General features: G+C 72.3%; 28 protein-coding genes. 17 read left to right on the top strand and 11 right to left on the bottom strand.

Annotation, left to right across the window (positions count from 1 at the left end; genetic code table 11):
• Positions 1-43: 43 nt before the first annotated feature.
• From O0235_RS07510 to O0235_RS07500, 3 genes are read right to left on the bottom strand one after another with little or no spacing between them, the layout of a single operon-like run.
• Positions 44-1,264, bottom strand: a complete 1,221-nt coding sequence (locus tag O0235_RS07510; protein WP_270057926.1) for an MFS transporter — start codon at positions 1,262-1,264, stop codon at positions 44-46.
• A 48-nt stretch (positions 1,265-1,312) separates the two neighbouring features.
• Entirely contained in the window at positions 1,313-2,371 is a 1,059-nt protein-coding gene (locus O0235_RS07505; protein WP_270057925.1) for an SGNH/GDSL hydrolase family protein, read from the bottom strand.
• A 22-nt stretch (positions 2,372-2,393) separates the two neighbouring features.
• Complete coding sequence (locus tag O0235_RS07500; RefSeq protein WP_270057924.1) at positions 2,394-3,815, bottom strand: MBOAT family O-acyltransferase; 1,422 nt, start codon at positions 3,813-3,815, stop codon at positions 2,394-2,396.
• A gap of 128 nt (positions 3,816-3,943) precedes the next feature.
• Between O0235_RS07500 and O0235_RS07495 the strand changes: the two genes are divergently transcribed.
• The 7 genes from O0235_RS07495 (at position 3,944) to O0235_RS07465 (ending at position 10,686) form a co-directional block, all read left to right on the top strand.
• A complete protein-coding gene (locus tag O0235_RS07495; protein ID WP_270057923.1) occupies positions 3,944-4,834 on the top strand; it encodes a DUF459 domain-containing protein in 891 nt (296 codons plus the stop codon).
• 39 nt (positions 4,835-4,873) lie between these two features.
• Positions 4,874-5,212, top strand: a complete 339-nt coding sequence (locus tag O0235_RS07490) for an ATP-dependent Clp protease adaptor ClpS (RefSeq protein WP_270057922.1) — start codon at positions 4,874-4,876, stop codon at positions 5,210-5,212.
• A 153-nt stretch (positions 5,213-5,365) separates the two neighbouring features.
• Positions 5,366-5,983: a pyridoxal 5'-phosphate synthase glutaminase subunit PdxT gene (gene pdxT, locus O0235_RS07485; protein WP_270057921.1), complete on the top strand. Its 618-nt coding sequence runs from the start codon at positions 5,366-5,368 to the stop codon at positions 5,981-5,983.
• Positions 5,980-6,903 (top strand): hypothetical protein, encoded by a 924-nt coding sequence (locus tag O0235_RS07480; protein ID WP_270057920.1) that lies wholly within the window; start codon positions 5,980-5,982, stop codon positions 6,901-6,903. Before pdxT ends, O0235_RS07480 begins: the two co-directional genes overlap by 4 nt.
• A gap of 3 nt (positions 6,904-6,906) precedes the next feature.
• Positions 6,907-8,664, top strand: coding sequence for a R3H domain-containing nucleic acid-binding protein (locus tag O0235_RS07475; RefSeq protein ID WP_270057919.1), 1,758 nt, complete (start codon positions 6,907-6,909; stop codon positions 8,662-8,664).
• Complete coding sequence (gene tmk, locus O0235_RS07470) at positions 8,661-9,272, top strand: dTMP kinase (protein WP_270057918.1); 612 nt, start codon at positions 8,661-8,663, stop codon at positions 9,270-9,272. Before O0235_RS07475 ends, tmk begins: the two co-directional genes overlap by 4 nt.
• Positions 9,273-9,447: 175 nt before the next feature.
• Entirely contained in the window at positions 9,448-10,686 is a 1,239-nt protein-coding gene (locus O0235_RS07465; protein WP_270057917.1) for an alpha-L-fucosidase, read from the top strand.
• Here the strand turns inward: O0235_RS07465 and O0235_RS07460 are convergent.
• The 5 genes from O0235_RS07460 to O0235_RS07440 all read right to left on the bottom strand — a co-directional run bounded on the left by O0235_RS07460 (position 10,654) and on the right by O0235_RS07440 (position 16,413).
• Entirely contained in the window at positions 10,654-11,955 is a 1,302-nt protein-coding gene (locus O0235_RS07460) for an MFS transporter (RefSeq protein ID WP_270057916.1), read from the bottom strand. The two genes, O0235_RS07465 and O0235_RS07460, sit on opposite strands and share 33 nt — an antisense overlap.
• 151 nt (positions 11,956-12,106) lie before the next feature.
• Positions 12,107-12,463, bottom strand: a complete 357-nt coding sequence (locus tag O0235_RS07455; protein WP_270057915.1) for a hypothetical protein — start codon at positions 12,461-12,463, stop codon at positions 12,107-12,109.
• Between the two features lie 100 nt (positions 12,464-12,563).
• Positions 12,564-13,910: a sensor histidine kinase gene (locus O0235_RS07450; protein WP_270057914.1), complete on the bottom strand. Its 1,347-nt coding sequence runs from the start codon at positions 13,908-13,910 to the stop codon at positions 12,564-12,566.
• Between the two features lie 49 nt (positions 13,911-13,959).
• The gene (locus O0235_RS07445) at positions 13,960-14,628 is read right to left on the bottom strand and encodes a response regulator transcription factor (RefSeq protein WP_270057913.1); all 669 of its coding nucleotides are present in this window, start codon (positions 14,626-14,628) and stop codon (positions 13,960-13,962) included.
• A 24-nt stretch (positions 14,629-14,652) separates the two neighbouring features.
• Positions 14,653-16,413 (bottom strand): alpha/beta hydrolase, encoded by a 1,761-nt coding sequence (locus O0235_RS07440; RefSeq protein WP_270057912.1) that lies wholly within the window; start codon positions 16,411-16,413, stop codon positions 14,653-14,655.
• A gap of 122 nt (positions 16,414-16,535) precedes the next feature.
• Here O0235_RS07440 and O0235_RS07435 point away from each other — a divergent pair, with 122 nt between their 5' ends.
• The 9 genes from O0235_RS07435 to radC all read left to right on the top strand — a co-directional run bounded on the left by O0235_RS07435 (position 16,536) and on the right by radC (position 23,815).
• The gene (locus O0235_RS07435) at positions 16,536-17,108 is read left to right on the top strand and encodes a ComF family protein (protein ID WP_270057911.1); all 573 of its coding nucleotides are present in this window, start codon (positions 16,536-16,538) and stop codon (positions 17,106-17,108) included.
• Entirely contained in the window at positions 17,105-17,926 is an 822-nt protein-coding gene (locus tag O0235_RS07430) for a DNA-processing protein DprA (protein ID WP_270057910.1), read from the top strand. Before O0235_RS07435 ends, O0235_RS07430 begins: the two co-directional genes overlap by 4 nt.
• Before the next feature lie 87 nt (positions 17,927-18,013).
• Positions 18,014-18,937, top strand: coding sequence for a patatin-like phospholipase family protein (locus tag O0235_RS07425; protein WP_270057909.1), 924 nt, complete (start codon positions 18,014-18,016; stop codon positions 18,935-18,937).
• Positions 18,938-19,256: 319 nt separating this feature from the next.
• Positions 19,257-19,550 (top strand): ATP-dependent Clp protease adaptor ClpS, encoded by a 294-nt coding sequence (locus O0235_RS07420; protein WP_270057908.1) that lies wholly within the window; start codon positions 19,257-19,259, stop codon positions 19,548-19,550.
• Between the two features lie 39 nt (positions 19,551-19,589).
• Positions 19,590-20,159: a LysM peptidoglycan-binding domain-containing protein gene (locus O0235_RS07415; protein ID WP_270057907.1), complete on the top strand. Its 570-nt coding sequence runs from the start codon at positions 19,590-19,592 to the stop codon at positions 20,157-20,159.
• Positions 20,156-20,695, top strand: a complete 540-nt coding sequence (locus O0235_RS07410) for a hypothetical protein (protein ID WP_270057906.1) — start codon at positions 20,156-20,158, stop codon at positions 20,693-20,695. Before O0235_RS07415 ends, O0235_RS07410 begins: the two co-directional genes overlap by 4 nt.
• 91 nt (positions 20,696-20,786) lie before the next feature.
• A complete protein-coding gene (locus O0235_RS07405; protein ID WP_270057905.1) occupies positions 20,787-21,914 on the top strand; it encodes a trypsin-like serine peptidase in 1,128 nt (375 codons plus the stop codon).
• Positions 21,915-22,010: 96 nt separating this feature from the next.
• Positions 22,011-23,078, top strand: a complete 1,068-nt coding sequence (locus O0235_RS07400; protein ID WP_270057904.1) for a trypsin-like serine peptidase — start codon at positions 22,011-22,013, stop codon at positions 23,076-23,078.
• A gap of 20 nt (positions 23,079-23,098) precedes the next feature.
• Positions 23,099-23,815 (top strand): RadC family protein, encoded by a 717-nt coding sequence (radC, locus tag O0235_RS07395; RefSeq protein ID WP_270057903.1) that lies wholly within the window; start codon positions 23,099-23,101, stop codon positions 23,813-23,815.
• A 22-nt stretch (positions 23,816-23,837) separates the two neighbouring features.
• Here radC and O0235_RS07390 read toward each other — a convergent pair whose 3' ends face one another.
• The gene (locus tag O0235_RS07390; RefSeq protein WP_270057902.1) at positions 23,838-24,131 is read right to left on the bottom strand and encodes a hypothetical protein; all 294 of its coding nucleotides are present in this window, start codon (positions 24,129-24,131) and stop codon (positions 23,838-23,840) included.
• Positions 24,132-24,332: 201 nt separating this feature from the next.
• Here O0235_RS07390 and O0235_RS07385 point away from each other — a divergent pair, with 201 nt between their 5' ends.
• Positions 24,333-25,508 (top strand): thiolase family protein, encoded by a 1,176-nt coding sequence (locus tag O0235_RS07385; protein WP_270057901.1) that lies wholly within the window; start codon positions 24,333-24,335, stop codon positions 25,506-25,508.
• A gap of 87 nt (positions 25,509-25,595) precedes the next feature.
• Here the strand turns inward: O0235_RS07385 and O0235_RS07380 are convergent, their stop codons facing one another.
• On the bottom strand, positions 25,596-26,042 hold the full coding sequence (locus tag O0235_RS07380; protein WP_270057900.1) for a CoA-binding protein: 447 nt from the start codon (positions 26,040-26,042) through the stop codon (positions 25,596-25,598).
• Positions 26,026-26,745, bottom strand: a complete 720-nt coding sequence (locus O0235_RS07375) for a hypothetical protein (RefSeq protein ID WP_270057899.1) — start codon at positions 26,743-26,745, stop codon at positions 26,026-26,028. The genes O0235_RS07380 and O0235_RS07375 overlap by 17 nt, the downstream gene beginning before the upstream one ends.
• Between the last annotated feature and the right edge of the window lie 98 nt (positions 26,746-26,843).

Raw genomic sequence — 26,843 nt, 5'->3', positions numbered from 1 at the left:
GGGCCGTATTGTAGGGGCACGCCGCGCACCAAATCGCAACCGTTCAGGAGCGTCGAACGGGGCTGCGGGTGCCGGTGGCGCCCGCGGTGCGGCGGGCGTAGGCCAGCGTCAGGGCAGCAGCGGCCGCGGCCAGCGCGGCGGAGACGGTGAACGCCGCGGGCGCGCCCCAGCGGCCGACGACGAAGCCGCCCAGCGCCGGGCCGAGCGCGAGCGCCAGCCCGCTGAGCGCGACGGAAAGGCCGATGAGCGTGCCCCGGTGGCTTTCGGGGGCGAGGTCCATCACCGCCGCGTTCCACGCGGGAACGGTGAGGACGTTGCCCGCGACGACGAGGGTGGCGGCGGCCATGGCGACGGGGAGGCTGGCCGTGGCGGCGAGGACGAGCAGCCCGGCGACGAGGCAGAGCTGCCCGGCGGCGAAGGGCTTCCAGCGCCCGAACCGGTCGGCGAGGTCGCCGGCCGGGATGTAGAGCAGCGCGCCGACGGCCACGGCGGGAATTAGCGCGATGGTGAGCCGGGAGAACGAGATGCCGATCACGCGTTCGCCATAGGGGCGGATGGCGGGCACGAGCATGGCAAGAGCGATGCTCGCGAGCAGGATGAGGGCCGCGAGCGCGGCGACTCTGCGGTCGAGCACGCTCCGGAGGGAGGGCCGGCCGGGGGCATCGACCCGGCGGAAGAGGGAGCCGCCGCGGTAACTGGGGATGCCGAGCAGCACCGCCGCGAAGGCGAGCGCCACCGCCCCGGCCGCGCTGCCGAAGAGCGCGCCGGCGGGCGCGTGGTCGACGAGGAAGGCGCCGCCGAGCGCGCCGAGGCCGAAGCCGCCGAGCTGGGCGAGGTTGAGGAAGCCGATGACCTTGCCGCGTCGGTCGATGGGGTAGAGGTCGGCCGCGATGGCGTAGGTCGCGGGCCAGAGGAAGGCGGTCGCTGCGCCGAGCAGGGCGGCGAAGACGAGGTAGGCGTGCTCCTGCCGGACGGCGGCCATGAGGCCAATCGACGGGAACATGAGGAGGAAGCCGAGGAGGAGCCCGGCGCGGCGCTCGAGGCGGTCGGCGATGGCGCCGGTCGGCGTTTCGAGGAGGAAGCGGGCGGCGCCGTAGCTGGCGAGGAGGTAGCCGCCCCAGGCGTCGGACGCGCCGAGCCGGCGCGGCACCCATTCCTGGAACGTGGCGAACAGGAGGATGCCGAGGGCCGCCTGCACGAGCAGGATGGCCAGCGCCAGCGGCAGCGGGTAGCGCCCGAAGCCGGGCGGGAGGCCGCCATCCATCTTCTCGAGGGTACGGCCCGCGGCGGGAATGGACGACCGCCGCGCCGCTCAGGGGATGCCGGCTTCGGCCTTGAGCGCGGACAGGATGGTCCGCGCCGCCCGCTCGCCGCCGTCGCGGACGAGGTGCACGCCGTCCGGGTGCCGCATCTCCTTCACCTGGCCGTCGTCGTCGCGGAGGTAGGCGTCGTAGCCGCCGCCGGGCGCCTGGAAGAGCGGCCAGAGGTCGATGAACTGGACCCACGGGCGCTTCGCGGCCTCTTCGCGGTAGATGGCGTTCAGCTCGGCCATCCGCTGGGAGAACTCGGCGCTGCGCATGATTGGCTGGCCGACCCAGAGGACGAGGCGGTTGCCGCCGCCGAGGAGGTCCATGACGCCGGCGACGCGGCGGCGGTATTCGGCGGTCCAGCCGGGGTCGCCGGGCTGGAAGATCTGGCCGTCGGGCGTTTTGATGCCCTGCGAATCGTTGGCGCCGAACATCACGATGAAGACGTCGTAGCGGCCGGACTGGACGAGCTGGTTGAAGTGGCCGGGCCAGTCGAAGAAATCGGGCCGCGTGAGGCCGCTGGAGAGCTGGGGGTCGTGGGTGGCGGCGATGACGCCGGTCTCGGCGGCCTGCCGCACGAACGCTTCGCCGAGCACTTTGACCATCGAATCGCCGCCGATCCAGACGCGGAGGGGGTCGGCGGCGGTCGGGGTGCGGAGCTTCGGGCGAGGGTCGGGCGTCGGCGTCGGGGAGGCGGCGGGGGTGCCGCGGCCGGGCGTCGGCGTCCGCCCGGGGAGGGCCGTCGCATCGCCGCCGGGCTGCCCGGGTTCGTCCCCGGGCGCGGCCGGCAGTTCGAACAGGCCGCGCTGCTCGCGGCCGAGGGCGCGGTCGAGCAGGTTGCGCGGCTCATCGAGGAAGAAGAGGCGGCTGACCGTCGCAAACGGCTTCCAGACGGCGAGCCAGAAGTCGCGCTCCCGGCCGTAGGGCATCGATTCGGCGCCCTGTTCGAGGGCGGGGGCGTTGAGCAGGACGGCGAGGAGGAGGCCGCCGACCATGACGCCGAAGACGCGGCGGGGCCGGGCGCCGAGCCGCTGGCGGGGGCCGGGTCGGGTCGCGTCAGCCATCGGGCGGGGTCACCTCCGGGGCTCAGAACTGGAAGTAGATGAACGGCGCGACGCCCTCCGGCCCGAGGGCATCGATGAGCACGAGCGCCACGGCCAGCATAGCCGCCTGCGCGGCAGGGGCGAGTTCAGAGTAGGTCACCTCGAACCGCCGGAAGAGGTCGCGCGGGAGGAACTGAGCGGCAATAGCGCCGGCGATGACGGCGATGAGGAGCGGCGTGGCGGCGGGCGAGGGCTCGCCCCAGGCGGTGGCGATGCGGGTGATGACATGCCAGGCGGCCCCGAACGTCTCGGCGCGGAAGAAGATCCAGGCGAAGCAGACGACGTGGAAGGTGATGAACCAGCCGGCCGCCTTCGCCGCCGTCCCGCGGAGCCAGCGGTTTCGCGCCCGGACTTCCCGCTCGATGACGAGGCCGGCGCCGTGGATGGCGCCCCAGGCGACGAACGTCCAGGCCGCGCCGTGCCAGAGGCCGCCGAGGAGCATCGTGAGGAAGAGGTTCCGGTAGGTGAACCATTTGCTGCCCCGGCTGCCGCCGAGCGGGATGTAGAGGTAATCGCGCAGCCAGCGGCTGAGCGTCATGTGCCAGCGCCGCCAGAAATCCTGCAGCGACCACGCGCGGTACGGCTGGTCGAAGTTCTGGGGGAACTGGATGCCGAGGAGGAGCGCGCAGCCGATGGCGATATCGGTGTAGCCGCTGAAGTCGGCGAAGATTTGGACGGCGTAGGCGTAGACGCCGAGCAGGTTTTCGAGCGCGCTGTGGGTGCCCGGGCTGGCGAAGACGGGGTCGGCGATTTCACCGGCGAGATAGGTGGAGATGACGACCTTCTTGAAGAGGCCGGCGACGATGAGCGTGAACGCCGGCGCGGCGTCGATCACGCGGTCGCGGAAGGGCGCGCGAATCTGCGGGGCGAATTCGGTCACGCGGACGATGGGGCCGGCGACGAGGTGGGGGAAGAACGACAGGTAGAGCGCGAAATCGAGCGGCGAAAGGGGCTCGCACTGCCCGCGGGCGATATCGACGAGGTAGCTGATGGCGTGGAAGGTGAAGAACGAGATGGCGACCGGGAGCGTGATCTGCAGGAGCGGCAGCGGGAGGTCGACGCCGAAGCGCTCGATGAGGCCGGCGACGTCCTTCACGAAGAAGCCGTAGTACTTGAACCAGCCGAGGGTGGCGAGGTTGGCGGCGATGCCGAAGCCGAGGAACCAGCGGCCGAAGCGGTCGAGCCCCTCCGGGCCGCGCATCCGGGCGAGATCGCGGCCGACAGCCCAGTTGAAGGCCGTGGAGCCGATGAGGAGGAGGACGAACTTCGGCTCCCAAAAGCCGTAGAAGAACCAGCTGGCGAGGACGAGGAAGACGCGCCACCAGAGGTGCCACGGCCGAATCAGCCAGGCGACGGCGAAGACGGCGACGAAGAAGATGGCGAAATCGACGGTCGGGAAGAGCATGGTCGCGGCCGGCGGGGGCGCCGCCCCCCGCCCCGCATTGTCGCGGGCTGGCGCGAAGCGGGCGACTGCGGGAACTTTACCCCGGGTCCGCGCGTTGCCGGATTCGAAGCCCCTGCGAGGTCGCGGAGTTGGAAGAGCTGCCCGGCGCCGACGCGGCACCCGAACCGGAGGAGCGGGCGGGGCGGCGGTGGCGCGCGCGCCGCTGGCACGGGGCGCTGCTCGTGCTCGCAGGGGTGCTCGGCGGCTGCGCCGGGATCGTCTTTTCGCTCGCCGATGACCCGGCGGCGGAGGCCCCGGCCGGCGCTGCTGCTGCCGAAGCCCCCGTGCGGTACGTCTTCGTCGCCGGGCTGGCGTACGACGGCACGCCCGAGCCGCCGCCGACGCCCACCCCGACCCCGACCCCGACCCCGGCGCGGCTCCGCACGGCGGAGGGCGTCCGGCTCTGGTCCGACGGCGACTCGACCTCCTACTTCATGACGGTCGCGCTCTTCGCCGAGTGGTCGGCGCTGGGCGGCATCCCCGTCCGCGGGGCGGACTACAAGATCAGCTCGGGATTGATGCGGCCGGATTTCTTCGACTGGCCGGCATACCTCGCGGCGGAGATGGCGCGGTACGACCCGGACGTGGTGGTCTTCATGGTCGGCGCCAACGACGCGAACCAGGTGCGCTCGGCGGAGGAGTACGGCGCGCGGGTCGGCGCGGTCATGGACCTGCTCTACCGGCCGGGGCGGACGGTGGTGTGGGTGGGGCAGCCGAACATGGGCCGGGCCGACCTCGCGGCGAGCGTGCCGCGCATCAACGCCGTGTTCGAAGCGCAGGCGGCGGCCCGGCCGTGGGTGCTGTATCTCGATACCTGGACGCTGACCTCGGCGGCGGACGGCAGCTACGCCGCGGCGCTGCCGGACGAGCAGGGGACGCTGCAGGTCATCCGGGTGAGCGACGGGGTGCACTTCACGCCGGCCGGCGGGCGGCGGCTGGCGCTGGCCGTCATCGCGGCCCTGTTCGAACCCGGCCGCTGAGCGCCGGGAGCCCGCCCGCCCGGGGGTATAATCGAAGGCATGAGCCTGCTGCCATCTCCCGGGACGCACGTCATCGACGAGACCGACCAGCAGCTCGAACCGCCGTACCACCTCGTGCTGCTGGACGACGACGAGCACACGTACGCGTACGTCATCCGGATGTGCGCGGAGATCTTCGGCTACGGGCCGGAGAAGGGGTACGCCATCGCCTGCGTGGTGGACAGCCAGGGCCGGGCCGTGCTGATGACGGGCAGCCACGATGAGGTCCGCGCGAAGCAGGAGCTGGTGCACGCCTACGGGCCGGACCCGCTGATGCCGAATTCGCGCGGGAGCATGTCGGCCGTCATCGAGCCGGCGTACCAGGGCACGGGAAGTTAACGTTCGGCGCCGCGCAGGCGCCCTGCGGGTGCGGTACACTGGAAGCAGGTTGCGCAGGGTTTTCGCACTGCCGTTGCCATCGAGCATTCGCATCATCACGTGCCCCTCGGTTGCCGTCCGTGAGCCGCGCCCTGCGCCGGGGGCTGGTTCCGCATGACGGTTTCGCCGCGTTCGTCCGCGCCCCGCACCGTCGGGGTGCTCGCGCTGCAGGGGGATTTCCGGGAGCACCGGGAGATGCTGGAAGGGATGGGCCACCGGGCGATCGAAGTCCGGAAGCCGGCCCAGCTCGAGGGGCTCGATGCGCTCATCATCCCGGGCGGGGAGAGCACGACGATCGCCCGGCTGATCCTCTCGAACGGGTTCCAGGAGCCGCTGCGGGCCTTCTGCGCGAGCGGCCGGCCGACGTGGGGCACCTGCGCCGGCGCCATCCTGCTCGCGAAGGAGGTGGACCGGCTCGACCGGCCCGGCATCGAAACGATGCACATCCGCGTGCGGCGGAACGCCTTCGGCCGGCAGGTCGACAGCTTCGAAGAGGACCTCGCCATCGAAGGGCTGGAAGGCGGGCCGTTCCGGGCTGTCTTCATCCGCGCGCCGGTCATCGAGCGGGTCGACCCGCCAGCGCGGGCGATCGCGCGGCTGGCCGACGGCACGGTGGTCGCCGCCCGGCAGGGCAACCTGCTGGCCACGAGCTTCCACCCGGAGCTGACGCACGACACGCGGCTGCACGCCTACTTCCTCACCATCGGCGCGCCGCCGGGGGCTGCCAAATGAGCGACCATTTCGCCGAGGCCCTGAGCCCGATCGATGCGGCGACGCTCTGGCCGCAGCTCCACCGGCTGGATACGGAGGTGGTGGCGCTGCGCGGCGGGCAGAACCTGCTCGTCTCCAGCGGGCTGGCGGCGACGGGCATCACGCGGCTGCCGAAAGTGCCGCGGACGGCGGTCGTCGGGCTGCGGCGCGGCCTCAGCTACCGCGGGGTGGCGGTGGCCCGCCAGCTGGCGGGCGGCGCCGGCTGGGATGTCGCCTCCCTCCGCATCGGCCGGCCGAAGGACGACGACGCAGTGACGGCCCTTTTGCAGGGGCTGGCGCGGGAGGTGGCCCTGCGCGGCGGGCGGGTGCTCTATCTCCGGTACGCGGAGGGGTCGCCCCACGCGGGCGCCCTGCGGCGGGCCGGCTTCTACGCCTACCGGCTGGAGCGGCTGTACGCGCTGCGGAGCAGCCGGGCAGCGCCGGGGCCGGAGAACCCGTTCCGGCCGGCCGTGCGGGCCGACCGCGCGGGCATCTTCCGGCTGTACTGCCGGGCCGTGCCGGAGCCGGTCCGGCGGAACGAAGCGCCCGGCCAGCAGGAGTTCCGGGCCGTGCTCGATTCGTTCGATTGCGAGCAGGAGTTCGTGGCCGATGGAGAGGGCGGGCTCATCGGCTGGGCCGGGATCGGCGAGCGGGAGGCGCACCTCCTGCTCGCGGAAGGGGGCGCGCTCGTGGATGCGGCGCTCGACACGGTCGAAGCGCACGCGCCGCGCCACGGCGCGCTCGTGGTGGCCGAACACCAGCCCGGCATCGAAGCGGCCGCGCAGGAGCGCGGCTACCCGGCCCTCGGAGTGCGGCTCATGTGCGCGCGCCGCCTCGCGCGGGCCGAGACCCTCAAGGAGGTCGTGGCGGTCCCGGCGGAATCCTTCCCCGTGCCGCAATGAGTCGTGAGCCAGTCATCTTCTGCATCCGCACCGCTGCCCCCTGAGCAGATCGTCACCGACGACCTCGACCTGCTGCTCGATGCGCTCCCGCCGCACATCTCCGGCCCGCTGCGCGAGGCGGAGCGCCGCGCCGACCTGCTCGAAGTCGTGATGGACCTCGGCCGGCTGCCGGAAGCCCGCTACCCGGGCCGCGAAATCGTCCTCAGCCGCGAAGAGGTCACCGAGGCCGACCTCCAGTGGGTCATCGCCCGCATCGGCGACTTCGGCGACGACAACCGCGCCGGCATCGAACGGACGCTCCACCGGATCAGCTGCATCCGCAACCGGCGCGGCAAAGTCATCGGCCTCACCTGCCGCGTCGGCCGCGCCGTCTACGGCACGATCCGCGTCATCGAAGACCTCGTGCTGAGCGGGAAGAACATCCTCCTCCTCGGCCGGCCGGGCGTCGGCAAGACGACGATGCTGCGCGAAGTCGCGCGCGTGCTCGCCGACGATGCGAACAAGCGCGTCATCATCGTCGACACGTCGAACGAAATCGGCGGCGACGGCGATGTGCCCCACCCGGCGATCGGCGGCTCCCGGCGGATGCAGGTCGCCACGCCGTCGATGCAGCACGCGGTGATGATCGAGGCGGTGGAGAACCACATGCCGGAAGTCATCGTCATCGACGAGATCGGCACGGAGCTGGAAGCGCAGGCGGCGCGCACCATCGCCGAGCGCGGCGTGCAGCTCGTCGGCACCGCCCACGGCACCTCGCTCGAAAACCTGATGCTGAACCCGACGCTCGCCGACCTCATCGGCGGCATCCAGTCGGTGACGCTGGGCGACGAAGAGGCGCGCCGGCGCGGCACGCAGAAGTCGATCCTCGAACGGAAAGCGCCGCCGACGTTCGACATCGTGGTCGAAATCGAGAGCTGGCGGCGGGTGGCCATCCACAAGAACGTCGCCGAGACGGTCGACGCCATCCTCCGGGGCTACCGGGCGAAGCCGGAGACGCGGCAGCTCGGCCCCGGCGGCCGGATCGAAATCGTGGACGACGCGGAGCGCGAAGGCGGCGAGTTCGGCATGGGCGCCGGCGCGCCGGCGCGGTCCGGCCGGCCGCCGACCTGGGAGATCGGCCACCGGCGGAACGGCGGCCACGTGCGGGAGTTCCGGGAGCCGCGCGAACCGCGGGGGTTCGAGCCCGCCGCGCCCGAGCCGGCGGAGTTCGACGGCGACGAGCCGCCGCAGTTCGCCGCCGCCGCGCCCCGGCCGGCCTCCCGCGTCACCCGGCTCTTCCCCTTCGGCATCCCGCGCGCGCGGCTCGAACAGGCGGCCCGCTCCGTCGATGCGAACGTCGAACTGGTCGATGACCCGGCCGATGCCGACGCGGTCATCACGCTCCGCAACTACTACCGGAGCAAGCCGCCCGCCCTGCGCGAGGCGGAGGAGCTGAACCTGCCGCTCTACGTGGTGAAGAGCAGCGGGCTCTACCAGCTCGAGCAGGCGCTCCTCCAGCTGCGGGGCGACCGGGGGAGCGGCGGCGGGCGCGGCCCGAAGCGCGACCCGATGGTCGACGTCTTCCGCGAGACGGAGGAGGCGATCGCGAAGGTCCTCGAAGAGGGCCGCCCGGTGGAGCTGCCGCCGGCGAACAGCTACATCCGCCGGGTGCAGCACCAGCTGGCGACGCGCTACAACCTCGAGAGCCGCAGCTCGGGCAAGGAGCCGATGCGCCGCGTGAAGATCCTGCCGCTCGGCAGCGGGACGCCGTTCGAGCGGTGAGCAGCGGCCGCTTCATCGTCTTCGAAGGGGGCGAAGGCTCCGGCAAGAGCACGGCCGCGGCGGCGGTCGCGGCCCGGCTGGAGGCGGCCGGCCGGCGCGTCGTCCTCACCCGGGAGCCGGGCGGCACGCCGGCGGGCGAAGTCATCCGCGGCCTGCTCCACGAGCGGCTGAGCCCCTGGGCCGAGCTGTTCGCCTTCCTCACCGCCCGCGCCGAGCTCGTCGCGGCGGTCATCCGGCCGGCGCTCGAACGGGGCGACACGGTCCTCTGCGACCGGTTCGCGCCGAGCACCTTCGCCTACCAGGTGCACGCGCGGGGGCTGGACCCCGTCATCGTCCGCACGGCGAACCGGGCGGCCACGGGCGGGCTCGAGCCGGACCTCGTGGTCTACCTCGATATCGACCCGGCGGCAGGGCTGGCGCGGAAGGCGGCCGAAAGCGCCGCGGTGGCGACGGGGCTGGAGGGGCTGGAGTTCCACCGGAAGGTGCGGGAGGGCTACCTGCTGCAGGCGCGCGACGACGCCGGCCGCTGGGCGGTGATCGATGCCGCGCTGCCGGCCGAGCGGGTAGCCGAGCTGGCGGCGGAGCGGGTGCTGCGGCTGCTGGGGTAAGGGGCGGCTTGCGCGCATCCTGCGGCCGTCCGAAGCTGGCGGCGGCAAGGCCCGCCTTCCCGAACTGTCGCCCGGGGGGCGCGCGTTCCGGTTGCCCTGCCGGATAGGCGGCGGGCCGCTTCCCCATCCTCCCGCTGGCGGCGCCGCCCGGCATCCGGTAGCATCGCGGCCCGCGATGGCGAGCTGGTTCGAAACGGCCCGGTTCGGGATGTTCATCCACTGGGGGCATTCCTCGCAGCAGGGCGTCGAACTCTCGTGGCCGATGGCCGGCGGCAATGCCGCCCTGCCCACCGCCAGCATGTCCGTCGCCGCCTATCAGGCCTCCGCGGCGACGTTCGACCCCCGCCAGCGCGACTTCCCCGCGCTCGCCCGCCTCGCGAAGCGCTGCGGCATGCAGTACGCCGTCTTCACCGCCAAGCACCACGACGGCTACGCGATGTTCCACACGAAGACGTCGGAGTTCGGGGTCGCCGCATCGCCCGTCGGCGCCGACCTCGTCCGCGAGTACGTGGAGGCGTTCCGGGCCGAGGGGCTCCGGGTCGGGCTTTACTTTTCGCTCTGCGACTGGCGCCACCCGGACTACCCGGCGCTGACCGATGACGACCGGCCGTACCGGTTCGGGCGCGGCCGCCAGCCGACCCCGGAGGGGTGGGAGCGCTTCCTGCGGGACATGTTCGAACAGGTGCGGGAGCTGCTGACGAACTACGGGCCGATCGACCTCCTCTGGTTCGACGGCGGCTGGGAGCGGACGCCCGAGCAGTGGCGGGCGAACGAGCTGGAGGCGCTCATCCGGGAGCTGCAGCCCGGCATCCTCATCAACGACCGGCTGCCGGGCGCGGGCGACTTCGAAACGCCGGAGCAGTTCGTGCCGCCGCAGCCGCCGGGCCGGCCGTGGGAGACGTGCATGACGCTCAATGAGAGCTGGGGCTATGTCCCGTCGGATACGCGGTGGAAATCGCCCCGGCAGGTGGTCCACACGCTCTGCGAAGTGGCGGGCCGGGGCGGCAACCTGCTGCTGAACGTGAGCCCGATGGGCGACGGCCGCCTGCCGCAGGAGCAGATCGCCATCCTCGAGGAGGTGGCGGGGTGGATGGGACGCCACGGCGAAGCCATCACCGGCACGGAGCCGGGGCTCGCGCCGTGGCAGGTCTACGGTCCATCGACGAAGCGGGGCAGCGTGACGTACGTCTTCCTCCTGAAGCGCCCGTACGAGTCAGTGACGCTGCGCGGCGTGCCGGTGGACCATGCCGCGCGGGCGTGGTGCGTCGGCACCGGCGAGGAGCTCCGCACGAGCAGCCGCTGCGCCATCGCCGACCGGCTCTTCGGGCGCGACCCGCTGGGCGAGCTGACCATCGAGGTGCCGCCCGCGGCTATTGACCCGCTAGCGACCGTGCTGGCGGTCGAGTGGCGGTGAGGGCCGTCGCGCCAGCAGGAAGAACACTGAGCCGGAGAGCGCGATGAGCGCGAGGACATCGAAGCCGAGCCGGTAGTTGCCGGTCCGGTCGTAGAGCGCGCCGGCGATGAGCGGCCCGAAGACCGTGCCGGTGATGATGACCATCGCGGAGACGCCCATGATCTTGCCGAAGGCGGCCCGGCCGAAGTAGTCGGCGCGGATGGCGGACATCTGCGGGCCGCGCCAGCCCCACGCGAGGCCGTGGATGACGACGAAGGCGGCGACCATCCACGTCGCGACCGCGTGCGAGAGGATGAGCAGCCCGGTGCAGTGCATCGCCATGCAGGTCACGAGGAAGGCGCGCTTGTTCACCCGGTCGCCGATGAAGCCGCCGGTGAGGTTCCCGACCATGAACGTGAAGGTGAGCGCGAGCACCACGGCCGAGGCCTGCCCGAGCGTGTAGCCGAGCGCCTCGCGCAGGTGCGAGACGAGGTGGACGGCCATGGAGCTGACTACGAACAGGGCAGACGCATGGCCGAAGGCGATGAGCCAGAACGCCGGCGTGCGGAGCGCCTCGCCGAGGGTGAAATCGCGGGAGGCGGGCGCCGGCGGCGGGTCGGCGGGGTCGCGGACGGGGCGGGCCGGCGGCTCGCCGTCCGGTTCGAGGCCGAGGTCGCGCGGGTGGTGGCGGTAGAGCTGGGCCAGCGGCAGGCCCGCGGCGATGATGAGCACGCCGGAGAGGAAGGCCGTCGTCCGCCAGCCGAAGGATTCGAGCGCGAGGACGGTGAGCGGCACGCACATCCCGCCGATGGCGAACCCGGCTGAGGTGAGCGAGATGGCCGTCGCGCGGCGGCGTTCGAACCAGTGGACGGCGGCGAAGGTGGCGGTGAAGTAGCCGGACATGCTGGCGCCGACGGACATCACGAGGAAGGCGCCGTAGAACTGGAGCGGGTCCTGCACGCGGCTGAAGAGCATGAAGCCGATGCCGAGGAGGACGACGCCGATGGAGGCGATGGTGCGGGGGCCGAAGCGGTCGAGCAGGGTGCCGTGGACGGGGCCGAGGATGCCGCTTTCGGCCTCGCGGAGGCTGGAAGCGGCGGAGAGCAGGGTCTTGCTCCAGCCGAACTCCTCGCGGAGGAGGACGACGTAGGCGCCGTAGGCCTGGCCGAGGAGGGCGGCCTGCAGGGCCTGGAGGGCGCCGCCGACGGCGACGATCCACCAGCCGTAGAAGACGCGGGCCGGGCGGCGGACCCGGCGGCCCGCGAGAGCGCCGGGCGCGGCATCGGCCACGCGGCTCCTCCGGTCCCGGGCAGGGGTGAGGTGGAGTCTACGCGAGCAGGCGGTTAGCCGCCGGGGCGGCCCCGGCGGGCCTGCGCAACGCCGACGCAGCGCGGCCCCGGCAGGGGGCCGGGGCCGCGCCAGGGGAGGGAGACGGCGAGCGTTAGTTCTGGGGGCTCACCTGGCCGGGGAGGTCGTCGTTCGTCTCGCCGTCTTCGTGCTGATCGACGGTCCCGTTGTCGTCGTTCGTCTCGCCGTCTTCGTGCTGATCGACGGTCCCGTTGTCGTCGTTGGTCTCGCCGTCTTCGTGCTGGTCGCCGCACTCGTCCTGGATGTTGTCGGTGTCCGGTGCGCCGGGCTGTTCGTTGTCGTCGACGGTGTCCTGGGCGCACGCCTGGTCGTTGGAGGCGGCGCGGCTTTGCGTGGCGGCGAGGGTGGTGGCGCTCCCGGCGATGGCCAGCAGGGCCAGCAGGGCGACGCCAAGGTAGAGGCGGCGGGAGAAGATGCTCGAGAGGCTCATGCGGTGGTCCTTTCCCGGACGGCGGGTTTCGCGTGGTGCCGTCCCTGCATCGATGGTCGCGGAGCTGCCTGACGGGAAGATGACGGCGGGAAAGGGAGCGTTACGCGGAGCCCGGGGCCGGCAGTTCGATGACGAAGGACGCGCCGCCGCGGGGGCCGCGGGGGATGGCCCGCAGGGTGCCGCCGTGTGCGCGCGCAGCCGAGGCGACGATGGCGAGACCGAGCCCGTCCCCGGGAGATGCCGGGCCGGCGGCGCTGGCGAACGGGCGCACGAGTTCATCCGGGGGTGCGGGCAGCCCCGGGCCGTCGTCGGCGACGGTGATGCGAAGGACGCCGTCAGCGCGCACCGCGCTCACCCACGCCGACGCGCCGGGGCCGGCGTGGCGGTCGACGTTTTCCAGCAGGTTCCGCACCGCGCGCTCGAGCGCCACGGGGTCGAGGGCGACGTGGACTTCCGCCGAGGGGTCGACGTCGAGGTGCAGCCGTTCGGCCGGGTGGCCGTCAGTAATCCAGCGGGCGGCGACCTCGCGAAGGAGAGCCCCGGGGTTGACCGGCTCGGGCCGCACCTCCCCGTGCTGGAGCCGGTTCAGGTCGATCAGGCGATTCGCGAGGTGCGTGAGCGCGGCGGCGCGCTCGCGGACTGTAGCGAGCGCCTCGCGGTACTCCGCCGCGGGCCGGTCGCCCCGGAGCGCGACGTCCGCGGTCGCGAGGATGCCGGCGATCGGGGTGCGGAGGTCGTGCGCGGCCCTTGCGATGAAGTCGCGCTCCCGTTCGGAGGCCGCGGCGAGGCGGCCCAGCATCTCGTTGAGGGTTTCGGCGAGGGCGCGGAGCTCGTCGTCCGCGGCCGGCACAGGCAGGCGATGGGGCTGCTGTCCGCCGCTTTCGGGGTCGATGCGGCGGGCGGCGGCGACCATGGCGCCGACGGGCGCGAGCGCCTGCCGGCCGATGAGATAGGCGCCGAGTGCGAGGGCGAGCGCTGCCGCCGGGATGGCGGCTGCGAAGGCGAGGCGGAGCGCTGCGAGCGGCTCATCGAGCCGGGAGGCTTCGATGCCGACGACGAGGACGAGGCCCGGGTCGGCGGCGAGGGGCCGCGCGAGCAGCACTTGCTGTTCGCCGCCGGGCTCTGCGGCGCGGCCGCTCGCATCGGCGCCGCGGGCTGCCGCCGATCGGACGAGGTCCGCCTCAGCTGCCGAGGGAGGCGCCGCCGGCGACCCATCGGCGAGCAGCTCGCCGGTGGCGCGGTAGAGGCGGAGGACCGATTCGCCGCGGGCCAGTTCGCCCCCCGGGTCGGCAACCCGCAGGGTCGGGGGCGAAGCGCTGCGGTCGACGAGCGATTCGCTGGCGGCGGCGCGCAGGGAGAGGAGCCGATCCGTCTCGCGCTGGAGCTGCCGTTCGAAGAGGAGGTAGGTGAGGCCCGCGGCGAGGATGAGCAGGGCGGACCCGAGCATGAGGATGCCGAGCGCGATGCGCGCCCGAACGGGGAGGCGCAGCAGCAGCCTAGCGGAGAACGTAGCCGACTCCCCGGATGGTCTCGATGTGGTGATGGCCGGCGGGCTCGGCGAGGCGCCGGCGGAGGTGGTAGACCGCGGCCTCGAGCGCGTTCGATTCGAGGTCCTCGGCATCGGGCCACGCGGCGAGTTCCAGCCGTTCGCGGGCCATGACGATGCCCGGGTGCCGCAGGAGCGCCTCGAGCAGGCGGAACTCGCGCGGCGGGAGCACGATGGGCTGCCCGGCATGGCGCACTTCGCGGCGGGCCGGGTCCAGCTCGAGGTCTTCGTAGCGGAGCAGCGCGGGGACGGCCGGCGGCCGGCGGATGAGCGCCCGCACTCGCGCGAGCAGCTCGGCGAATGCGAACGGCTTCACGAGGTAATCGGTGCCGCCGAGTTCGAAGCCCCGGACCCGGTCCGCCACGGCGTCGCGCGCGGTGAGGAAGAGGACCGGTGTGGCGACGGCGCCCTCCGCAAGGCGCAGGTCGCGCGCGATATCGAAGCCGCTCACGCCCGGGAGGTTGACATCGAGGATGGCCGCATCGTAGCCGCCGGTTCGCAGCGCCTCGCGCGCCTCCTCGCCGTCCGCGACGTGGTCGACGATGAAGCCCTCCTCGCTCAGCCCGCGGCGGACGGCGTCGGCGACAGCCCGGTCATCTTCGACGAGCAGGATTCGCATCCAGCGCAGATGATAATCCCGGGCTCAGCCGCCGGGGCGGCCCCGGCGGGCCTGGGCAACGCCGATCCCGGCGAACGCGACGGCCATGGCGAGCAGCAGCAGGCCGGCCAGCCAGTAGCCCCAGGTGGCGGGTGCGCCGCTGCCGGCATCAGTCTCGGGCGGCGGGGGCGGCGTCTCGCCTTCATCGCCATCGTTCGCGGCCGGCGCCGCTGCCGCGCTGCCGTCGGCCGGCGCGGGGGCGAGGCGGGCCGAGCGGGTGGGCGTCGCCTCCGTGCGGGGCGCGGGCGTCGGCCCGGCCTGCTGGCCGGGCGGCGGCGGGCCGTCGCCGCAGGTAGCCCCGGCAGCGGGCACGGCCAGGTTCAGCAGGTAGGCGTTGACGATATCGTCGACGCAGGCGCTGCCCTGGGCGTAGATGGTGTGCCCTTCGCCGCGGTAGGTGAGGAGGACGCCGCTTTCGAGCTGTTCGCTGAGCGCTTTCCCCCATTCGTACGGGGTCGCCGGGTCGTTGGTGGTGGCGATGACGAGGATCGGCGGCGCGCCGGCGGCGCGCGGCACGCCGAGGGGGTCCGGCTCGGCGGCCCAGTAGGCGCAGACGAGGCCGCTGGTGGCCGCCGCCCGGCCGAACGTGGGCGCCAGCTTCGCGAACCGGTCGGCCATGGAGCGGTAGGCGAGCGGGTCGCGCGGGCAGGCGGCATCGACCGAGTTGACGGCGTAGTTCGCTTCGATGAGGTTCGGGTAGGTGCCGTCCGGGTTGCGCTGGAGGTAGAAGTCGGTCAGCTCGACGAGCCCGGTGCCGTCGCCGGCGAGGGCCCGGGTGAGCGCCCCGGTGAGCTGGTTCCAGGTGAACTTGCTGTAGAGGGCGGCGATGATGCCCAGCTGGACTTCGCCGGGGCCGGCGGGCCGGTCCGCGCCGGGCGCCGGGATGGGCGCCTGCTCGGCCATGGCGATGACGCGGTCGATGGCGGCGCGCGGGTCGCCGTCGCGGGCGAGGGCGCACCGCTTCGCCGCGCAATCGGCGAGGTAGGCCTGGAGGGCGCACTCGAAGCCGATCATCTGGGTGACGGCGACGGTTTCGTAGTCGAGCGACTGGTCGGTGCCGCCATCGAGGACGAAGGCGCGAACCCGGCCGGGGAACATGTCGGCGTAGACGGCGCCGATGGTGGTGCCGTAGGAGTAGCCGACGTAGGTGAGCTGCTCTTCGCCGAGCACCTGGCGGAGGGCGTCCATATCGCGCGCGACGTTCTTCGTGCCGACGTAGGGGAGGAGGCGGCCGGCCGCCGCCGCGCAGTCGTCGGCGAAGGCCTTCGAGACGCGCTCGGCGGCGCGCCATTCGGCGTCGGTCTCCGGGTCGGGATCGAGGGCGACGAGCTCCTGCAGCCGTTCGTGGCAGAGGATGGGAGTGCTTTCGCCGACGCCGCGGGGGTCGAAGGCGACGAGGTCGAACCGGTCGCGGATGGCGGCGGGGGCGATGGCCTGCCAGGTTTTCATGAAGTCGATGGCGGAGCCGCCGGGGCCGCCGGGGTTGGCCATGAGGACGCCGATGCGCTGGCCGGGGTTGCGGGCGGGGTAGCGGATGACGCTGAGCTCGATGGTGCCGGCGCCGGGGTTGGCCCAGTCGAGCGGAACCTCGAGGGTTGCGCATTCGGCGCGGCCGCCGCAGGGCGACCACTGGAGGGCGGCGCTGCCGGGGGTTGCGCCGGCCCCGGCTGCCGGACTCTCGCGGTCGGAGCAGGCGGCGGCGAAGACGGCGATGGCGGCGGCGAGAGCGAGGATGGGGGTGCGCATACAGGGGAGAAGGTACCAGCAGAAAGGGAAAGGAAAGAGCGAGGGCGGGCTGCGGGGCGGGTGGCGGCTCTTGAACTGCGCATCCGCGTTTGCTATTTAGTCGCCCCACGGGAGCCGTTAACGTGCAGTTGTGGCTCGGTAAACAGCCTGAGGAGCCGTGGCGGGGAGCATGGGCGCTCGACTGGCACACGGTCGACCATGAGGGCCCGGGCTATCGACGGTCTGAGCTCGGTGAACTCCTGTATGCGTTGAAGTACGACGGAAACCGGAGCGCGGCAGCACCCATCGCGGAGAGGCTCGCGGCGTTCGTCACCAGCCTCGGAGTTTTCCCAAGCCTGACCGCCATCATCCCGGTCCCGCCGAGCGACCGGACACGTGCGGAACAGCCCGTCGACATCCTTGCCCGGGAGCTTGAGGCGCTGACGGGACGCCCGGCGGACCGGGAGTGGCTGGTCCGGGTGCGGGCAGGAGCGCCATTGAAGGACATCGAGTCTCCGGAGGAGCGCGAGGAGGCGCTCCGCGGCGCCTTTGCAGTGACCGACCTGGACCGTTACCGCGGCAAGCGCTTGCTCCTCCTTGACGACATCTTCCGCTCGGGCGCGACGCTGCGGGAGTGTACCCGGACGATGCTGAAGGATGACGCCTGCTCGGCGGTCTATGCTGTGACCATCACGAGAACGAGGGTTCGGCGTTGACAGAATCGCGCCTCGTCGCGGCGCCTGCGACGTACTCCAAGGACGACCCCGGCTACCCAGAGCGACTTCGACGGCGTCTCACGAGGCCGGCGCTTCTCCACGTCCTGGGGGACCTGGACCTGCTGAGCGCGACCCCTGCGCTCGCCGTGGCCGGCTCGCGGGCCGCGCCCGCCCGCTCGCTCGAAGACGCGGCCCAGCTCGGGGCGGAGTGCGCCCGGCGCGGCTGGCTGGTCATTTCCGGCGGCGCCCGCGGTGTCGACACATCGGCAGTCGAGGGTGCGCTCGCTGCCGGTGGCCGGGCGGTAGTCGTCCTCGCGGAGGGGATCGAGACCGGGAAGGGCCGTGCACTGCTGCGTCGTTTCGCCGGCCACCGCTTTGCCGTCGTCTCCCAGTTCGCTCCGCGCGCCGGGTGGAAATCGTGGCAGGCCATGGCGCGCAACGGACTCATCCTCGCGTTTTCCGATGCCCTCGTCGCTGTCGCCTTTGGGGAGGGTGGGGAGCGCCCGGATTCTCCCGGCACACTCTCGAAGCAGGCGCTCAGTGGCACCCTCGATGCGGTTATCAAGGCGACCGGCTTCGCCGGGAAACCGGGCTGGGAGGACTTCGCGGGAGCCTGGTCGCTGAGCCCAATTCCCCGGTCCGAACGGCAACCGGTCGACGGAGGCGCCGTACATTCCGCCACCTCCCCGGCCGCAGCCATCGCTGAAATCGCGGCGCGCCTCGTAGCAGCCGCGCCTGCGAATTCGCTCCCGGCGACCCGCACCGGGGGGGAGGTCGACGAGCCTACGCAGCCGCCCCTGTTCGTCGTGGAACGATAACGATAAGGAGCGGCTTCCGCCCGGCGAAAATCGCCCTTCGGCTGCGTCGTCCCCCTGCCGATACCCATGACACAGGAGGATGCAGCGGTGACGGCGCAGGAACCGCGGGAGGGCAGGCGCGCGCTGGTGCTCGGCGGCGGCGGCACGCTCGGGGTGGTGCAGGCCGCCTACATCCAGGCCGCGTTCGAACTCGGCTTCCGGCCCGACCTCGTCATCGGCACGAGCGTCGGCGCGCTCAACGGCGCCTGGGTGGCGATGTACCCGGACGACCCGCAGGGGCTGCTCGATGTATGGCGGGGGCTCGGCCGCATCCGTGTGCTCCGCTGGAACCCGCTCCACCTCGCCGCGCGCGTTACCCGCAACCCCCGCGCCCTGCGCGACAACGACATCGTCCGCGGGCTCATCGATGCCCACGTGCGCGACCTCCGGTTCGAAGACGCGCGGCTCGAGCTGGCCGTCGTGGCGACGAACCTGACGCGCGGCCGGAAGCACCTCTTCCGCGAGGGGCCGCTCGCGCCCGCCATCGCGGCATCGACCGCCATCCCCGGCGTCTTCGAACCGGTCGAACTGGGCGGCGACCTCTACGTCGACGGCTGCATCACGGCGTCGGTCGACATCGCGAGCGCGCTGGCGCTGGGAGCCACCGAGGTGCTGGCGATCGACCTGACGCCGCCGGCGGGCGCCGCGGCGCCGCCGAAGACGGCGCTGGGCGTGCTCGCGCAGTCGTTTCGGATCCTCAGCCGGGCCACGACAGAGGCGATGGAGGCGATCGGGCGGTCGGCCGCGGCGGTGCAGGTCGTGCGGCCCGACCTCAGCGGGCTTTCGCCGTGGCGGCTCGACGTCGCGGAGCCGCTCATCCAGGAGCAGCTCGCGCAGGCGCGCTGCCGCCTCACCCGCGTCATCGACCCCTGGGGCAGGGTGGCAGGAAGCGGGAGTCGGGAAGCGGGAAGCGGGAACCGGGACGCGGGAGGCGGGAACCGGGAGACCGAAGGCCGCAAGCACGCGGCGTAGAGCGGGAGACGGGAACCGGGAGGCGGGAAGCGGGAGCCGGGAACCGGGAACCGGGAGCCGGGAACCGGGAGACCGAAGGCCGAAAGTACGCGGCGTAGGGCGGGAACCGGGAGGCGGGAACCGGGAAGCGGGAGGCCAACCTCCAACCTTCAACCTCCCGCCTCCAACCTCCCGCCTCCAACCTTCCTCCCCCCGCGCCGGCGCGGAGCGCCGGCATCCCGCGGCGATGCCGCCGAAGGCGGCGAGCCATCCCCCGCCGCGGGCGGCCAGCCCGCGGCATCCCGCGCTATACTCTCCAAACTCCCAACTCCCAACTTCCATGTCCACGCCGACCATCGAACTCGACCCCGTCGTGCTCGAGAAGGTGCTCCCGCCCTACCGGGTCATCCTCCACAACGACGACGTGAACACCATGGACCACGTGGTGCGCGCGCTGCAGCGGTCCGTGCCGTCGCTGACGCGGGAGGAGGCGACGGCCATCATGCTCGAGGCGCACCACCACGGCCGGGCCGTCGTCATCGAATGCCCGAAAGAAGCGGCCGAGCACTACCGCGCGCGGCTCGAATCGTTCGGGCTCACGGCGACCATCGAACCGGCGGGCCGGGACGGTTGACTTTCCCCTTTCGCGCGCGAGGGTAGGCTTGGGATATCGGTGACCGACGCGACCTGTCATTACTGCGAACGCCCGGCGACCGCCGATTGCCCGACCTGCGGCCGGCTCTACTGCGAGGAGCACGGCGCGGAGGTTTGCCTGCGCTGCATGGCGCCGGAGGCGGCCGTGCCCTCGGCACGGGTGTTCCGCGGCTCGCTGGCGCTGCTCGCGCTGGCTACGCTGGTGACCGCCTTCCTCCTCATCCGGCCGCCGGCGACCGAGAGCCGCGGCCCGCTCGTGCGCGAACTGCCGAGCCCGACGCCGGCGGTCACCGCGACCGCGACCCCGACACCCCGCGGCGGCGCCCCGAGCCCGACCGCGGCAGCCGGCGGCGCGACCCGGCCGCCTTCGACCCCCCCGACGCCGGCGACGGCCCAGCCCGGTTCGCCCACGCCGACACCCGCAGGCGCGACCCCGACGCCGGCGGCGCGCACCTACGTCGTCAAGTCCGGCGACACGCTCTTCCAGATCGCGCTCGATAACGGCACGACGGTCGATGCCATCCTCGCCGTGAACCCCGGCCTGGACCCGGACACCCTGTCGGTCGGCATGGAGATTCTCCTGCCGTGAGGTACGACGACGACCCCGAACTCCAGCGGGAGCTGAAAACGCGGGCGGTCCGCGCGGGCATCCTGCGCTCAGCCATCCTCTGGGTGCCGGTCGCGCTGGTGACGGTCAGCGCCTTCCTCTTCTTCTTCATCGACCGGGTGTTCGCCGGGGGCGACCGGGGCTCGACGTGGTTCCTCGTCGTGGTGCTGGGCCTGCTGGCGCTCCTGTTCGGCTTCCAGGCGGTGCAATCGACGCTGGACCTGTTCACGAAGCCGCGCGTGCGGCGGGGGCGGATCACCCGGATGTGGTCGCGCCGCGATTCGATCGTGATGAAGACCTACTACGTGCGCGTGGACCGGCAGATCCTGCGGGCGGATGCGCACGCGGTGGCGGGCATCCGGGAGGGCGACTGGGTGGAGGTGACGTACTACCCGCACTCGGCGGTGCTGGTCTGGGCGGATGTGGTGCCGGCGCCGCCGGCGGGGGAGCAGGAGAAAGACGGCCGGGGCCGCGGCGGGCCGGAGGGCGGGGCCGGGGGGCCGATTCAGCGGCGGTAGTGTGAAGTTTTTGCAGGGCCGGGGCCGGCGCGTCAGGAGATGACGCCGCGCAATTCCATGATGCGCGTCATTTCACGCCGGAGTTGTCGTCGTGCGCCACGCCCCTGTGTTGCTCCTCATCCTTGCCGCGATTGCCGGGGTCGCGGCGCTCGCTGTCGCCGGCCCGTCCGAATCGGGGGCGGCCGACGACCCCTTCGCGCCGGTTCACCGTTCACTGGAGTCTCCCGACCCCGATGCGGAGCATCGAGCCGTCGCCTACCTCGCGGACCTTGCCGGCGAAGTTCCCGATGCGAGGGGTGCAACGGTGTTTCCCCCGGACGAGCGCATCGCCATCGCCAACGTGACGGCACCGTTCTACCGCAGCATCGTGTTCATCGTGTTCTTCGACCCGCAGGGCTATATCGATGGCCACTGCAGCGGCACGCTCGTTACGAACAATCTCGTTCTGACTGCCGCTCACTGCATCTACCAGCAGGGTTGGATGGTCGAATCCGCCGTGGTCTTCGCCGGCGCAACCTCAGCCGGGCCGCTGCTCGGAAGAGGCATCCCGGTCGACGCCATCGTGCCCCGGGGATGGACGACCGGCCGCGGCTCCCTGCCGCCGGGCACAGCCGGCCCGCCGTCGCCCTACGACGTTGGTCTGCTCGCCATCGGTTCCCGCACCTGGAGTGCGTCGTCTGTCTCTCCGTTCCCGCAGGTGGGGTACTACGATGACCGCATCATGGCGCGAGCGGGGAGCTACCTCTACACGGCCGGCTTCCCCGGCGACAAACCGTTCGGCACGATGTGGGAGACCTCGACGTACGAATTCGGGTTCGACGACACCTGGCTGTGGAGCAGAGCCGACATCTACTTCGGCCAGAGCGGTTCGCCCATCCTCCTGATTTCGGGAACGAACCGCCTCATCATCAGCGTGGTGTCCGTCGGCAACGCGGATTGGAACCTTTCGCCCCGGTTCTCCACGACGCTCCTGCTGGCGATGGAAAACTGGGCGAGGGATCTCGGCGAGTCACTGATCACCCACGCGATAGCCGACACCTCTCCGACGCCCACCCCGACCCGCACCGCCACCCCCACTCCCACGCCGACGCCGACGCGGACGGTGCCGCCCACCTTCACGCCAACAGCCACGCCGACCCGCACGGCGACCGTGCCGCCGACGCCCACGCCGCGGCCTTCGCCCGTGCCCATCCGCATCCCGCAGCTGGCGCGCGACTAGGGACGGCGGCGACCCGGTAGAATGCGGGCCGCGCGGTGCCGCGGCCCGCCCACGCGCCCGGCCGCATCGCGACACCCCTTCGCGGAGCGTCCCTGCGTGCTGCGCCGCCCTGCTTCGTTCTCTTTCGCTGCCCTCCTCCTCGCCGCCGCCGGCGCGGTCCTGCTCGCCGCCAGCCAGGCCGGCGTCGCCGCTCCCGCGGGCGCCGACCCCGCCCCGGGGACCGCCGGCCGCGGCGGCAAGGTCTACCGCAGCGACGGCATCGCCCCGGCCGCGCCGGCTCCCCCGGCCGACCCCGCAGCCGGCCCTGCTGCCGTCATCGGCACCGACAACCGCATTCGCGTCTTCAACACGACGGATTTCCCGTGGTCCGCGGTCGTCTACCTCGAGCTGTACGACGCTTTCGGCGAGGTGATGGGCACCTGCACCGGCACCTTCATCTCGCCCGACGCCATCCTCACCGCCGCCCACTGCCTCTACGGTGAGGAGGGCTGGACGGAAGACATCCGCGTGGTGCCGGCAAAGAACGGCAGCGCCGAACCGTTCGGCTGGGAGTGGGCGACGAGCTGGTGGGTGCCCGACCCGTGGTACTTCGACCCCGGCAACGACCTGTTCGACTGGGGCGTCATCTACGTCGACGGCGAACCCGGCTGGGATACCGGCTGGTGGACGATCGCCCTGCTCTCGACCGCCACGCTTTCGCTCCCGGATATCGAACCCGCCATCATCGGCTACCCGGGCGACAAACCGGACGGCACGATGTGGTTCCACTACCGGCCCGCCTTCCTCGATGTGGACGCCTTCACGCTCTACCACGACATCGACACCGCGCCGGGCCAGAGCGGCTCGGCCGTGGTGCTGACGAACACGACGAACCGCATCCACCTGCTCGGCTACATCGTCGGCATCCACGTCCGCGGCGTCGCCGCCGGCGGCTACAACGAGGCGACCCGCATCGACCGCGAAGTGCTGAACGACCTGGTCACCGCCTGCCTCGAGATGGGCTGCAGCTTCGAGTGGGAGGAGGAGCCGGCGGGCGCGACGCCGACGCCGACCCCGACGCGCACGCCGACCGCGACGGCGACGCCCACCCCCACGCCCACCCCGCCGGCTCCGCCGCCGGGGGGCGGCTTCCGGCTCCGCATCCCGCTCCTCGCGCGGGACTGAGCGGCTACAATCAGCGCCCGATGAGCGAGGACCGGCCCGCGGCGCCCTACCGCACGATGCGGGAGTGGGCCGGCGATGAGCGCCCCCGCGAGCGGCTGCTCGAGCACGGGCCGGGCACGCTCGCCGATGCGGAGCTGCTGGCGATCCTCCTCCGCACCGGGCGGAAGGGCGAAAACGTGGTCGACCTCGCCCGGCGGCTGCTGGAGACGCTCGGCGGGCTGCGCGGCCTCACCCGGGCCGACCCGGCGGCGCTGCGGCGGCTCGAGGGGCTCGGCCCCGCGAAGGCGGCCGAACTCGCCGCCGCCATCGAACTCGGCCGGCGGGTGCACGCCCTCGACCCCGGCGAGCAGCCGGCGCTCCTCCGGCCGGAAGCCGTGTTCGACCTGCTCGGGCCGCGCCTCCTCGGGAAGACGCGCGAGGAGTTCTACGCCCTGCCGCTCGATACGAAAGGGCGGCTGCTCGGCGGCATCGCGCCCGTCAACGGGGGCAGCGTGAACGCCGTCAGCATCCGCCCGGCCGAGACGTTCCGGCAGGCGATCGTGCTGGAGGCGAGCTCCGTCATCCTCGCCCACAACCACCCCTCCGGCGACCCGCGGCCGAGCCCGCAGGACGTCGCCCTCACCCGCGAGCTGATCCGCGCGGGCGAGCTGCTCGACATCGCCGTGCTCGACCACGTCGTCATCGGCGCGAAGGGGTTCGTGTCGCTCCGGCGCGAAGGGCTGGCGTTCGAACGATAGCCCGGCGGGGCCGCGCGGCGGCCTAGAAGCCCCAGTCCTCCCGGGCGATGCCGAGCGAGGTGTACAGGCTGGGGGGCAGCGGAATTTCGCCGTTTTCGCGCTCGTACTCCTTCAGCTGCGCGCGGAGGAGCATGGCGAGCACCTTGGCGTGTTCGAGGCTCATGCGGAGGTGGCAGAGGTCCCGCGGCACGGCGCCGTGGGGGCCCGTGGGGTGGGGCGGGTTGAGGCCGAAGGTGAGCGCCACGCCGTACACCCCGGTGCTGATCTGGACGGCATCGACGTAGAACTCGGGCACGGGCTGGTCAGGGTCGCTCACGCTGGGCCTCCTCGGGGATATCGGCGACAGGGTACGATGGCGGCCGCTTCCGACCCATAGCCCTGCGCTATCGGCAGGCAGCCTGCTATCCACTGGCACAGGGTTGTCGGCCGCGCGTACAATGGGGCGAACGTGTTCCCGGGCCCTTTCCCCGCGGGCCCCGGCACTCCACGCACCCCGGGTTTTCGAAGGGATTCACACATGGAAGATGTCGTCATCACCAGCGGTGTGCGCACCGCCATCGGCCGGTTCCAGGGTTCGCTGGCCGATGTCCCGGCCTCGGACCTCGGCGCCCACGTCATCCGCGAAGCGGTGAACCGGGCCGGCATCGCGCCCGATGCCGTCGACCACGTGGTCATGGGCATCGTCGGGCAGGTCGCCGAGGATGCCTACCTCTCCCGCCACGCGGCGGTGAAGGCGGGCCTGCCGATTGGCACCCCGGCGATGAACGTGAACCGGATTTGCGGCTCCGGCCTCGAAGCGATCAACACCGCCTCCCGCCTCATCCAGAGCGGCGATGCGGAGGTGGTCGTCGCCGGCGGCGCGGAGAACATGACCCGCATGCCGTTCTACCTGCGGAAGGCGCGGACGGGCTACCGCCTCGGGCATGACAGCATCGAAGACGGCATCATCCACATGCTGAGCGACCCCTTCAAGGGCTACCACATGGGGATCACGGCGGAGAACCTGGCCGAGCGGTTCGAAGTGAGCCGCGAGGCGCAGGATGCGTTCGCCGCCGAGAGCCAGCGGCGCGCCCTCGCGGCCATCGAAGCCGGCCGCTTCAAGGAGCAGATCGCCCCGATCACCATCCGCGTCGGCAAGGAAGAGAAGGTCTTCGATACCGATGAGCACCCGCGCGCGACGACCGTGGAGGCGCTCGCGAAGCTGCGGCCGGCCTTCAAGGAGGGCGGCGTGGTGACGGCCGGCAACGCCAGCGGCATCAACGACGGCGCCGCCGCGCTCGTCCTGATGAGCGCGAGCAAGGCGAAAGAGCTGGGCGCGACGCCGCGGCTCCGCATCGTCGCCCGCGCCGAGGCCGGCGTGGACCCGGCGATCATGGGCAGCGGCCCCATCCCGGCCATCCGGAAGGTGCTCGAAAAAGCCCAGATGACGCTCGACCAGATCGACTGCATCGAGCTGAACGAGGCGTTCGCCAGCGTCTCCTGCGCCTGCGCGAGCGAACTCTGCCTCGACCCGGAGAAGGTGAACCCGAACGGCGGCGCCATCGCGCTCGGCCATCCGATCGGCGCGACCGGCGCCATCCTGACTGTGAAGCTGATGTACGAGCTGGAGCGGACGGGCGGCCGCTACGGCATCGTCAGCCTCTGCATCGGCGGCGGCCAGGGCATCGCGACCATCTTCGAGCGGGTGAACTAAGCGCCCGTTCCTGTGCGAACGCGCCGCGGGGGCAGCCGGCCGGCTGCCCCCGTTCGTGTTGCGTTTCGGTCGCCGCGCGGGCGGCTCCTATCCTGCGGCCTGGCCGCCGGCCCGCTTCGGCGCCTCCTGGCTGTGAACCACCTTCGCGCAGCGGTCCTGGATGGCGGCCAGGCCCGCGGCGCGGGCGCGTTCGATGCCTGCATCGTTCGTGATCCCTTCCTGGAGCCAGACGCACTTCGCGCCCGCCGCGATCGCCTCGTCGATCACCTCATCGGTATCGGCCGGGCGGACGAAGACGTCGACGACGTCGACCGGGCCGGGGACGTCGCGGAGGGAGGCGTAGGCCTTTTCGCCGAGGATTTCGTCGGCGGGGAAGCGGCCGCGGTGGACGGGGATGATGCGGTAGCCGGCTTCTTGCAAGTACTTCGCGACGCGGTAGGCGGGCCGGTCTTCGCGGCTGTCGAGGCCGACGACGGCGATGGTGGCCGCGCCCATCAGGACATCGATGGCGGCCTGGTCAGCGGTGCTTGCCACGGGATCTCCTCCTCGAACCGGCGCGTTCGCCGGCGGTTCGTTCGATGGGCTGGCCGGTGTCGGTATCGATTTCGACCAGCTCCCAGCCTGCGGGCAGGTCGATGCGGGCGCCGGTCATGGCGGCGATCGCCTGGCCGACGGCGAGGGTGCGGTCCATGCCGTCCTCCTGGCCGTAGGCGGGCACGGGCACGTTGCAGATGGTGAGCCGCTTGCCGCTCTTCTTCACGAGGACGAGCGAGAACTGGCGGAGGTCGTCCGGCAGGTCGTGCCAGCGGTCCGGCTGGTCGCCTTCGATGCAGACTTCGAGGTGGTCGATCTTGGCGAAGGGGACGAGCTCTTTCGTGCCGATGCCCATGCCGAGGTAGCCCTGCTGCCAGGTGGCCGAGCCTTTGCGGCGGTCGACGACGACATCGGCGCCGACGAGCGCGCCGACGAGGCCCATGACGGAGACGGGGACGAGGATGATGAGGAGCAGGAGGAGGGCGACGAGCAGCCAGAAGGGGAGCGCCGGGCCGCGGTCGACCATGAACCAGCCGGCGGCGAAGGAGAGCAGGAAACCGAGGAGCGGGAGGACGATGGTGCCGCGGGCGCTTTTGATCTCGATCCGGTCGTCGCCGATGACGGCCATGGAGCGGTGGAGCAGCACCGTCAGCTTGCCGTCGCGGCGCCGGTCGACGACGTGGCCGGGGAGGTTGGTGACCATCCAGTTCGATCGTCAGGCCGCGGGGGCCGGGCGGTCAATCGGGGGGCTTGCGGAGGGCGGCCGCGGAGCCGTACGCTCCGGCCGCCCCGAACGACTGC

Origin of the sequence: Tepidiforma flava, assembly GCF_027594505.1 — a bacterium.
Lineage (GTDB): Bacteria > Chloroflexota > Dehalococcoidia > Tepidiformales > Tepidiformaceae > Tepidiforma > Tepidiforma flava.
Note: the sequence above shows the minus strand (reverse complement) of the source record. Positions and strands in the feature narration are given on the sequence as shown.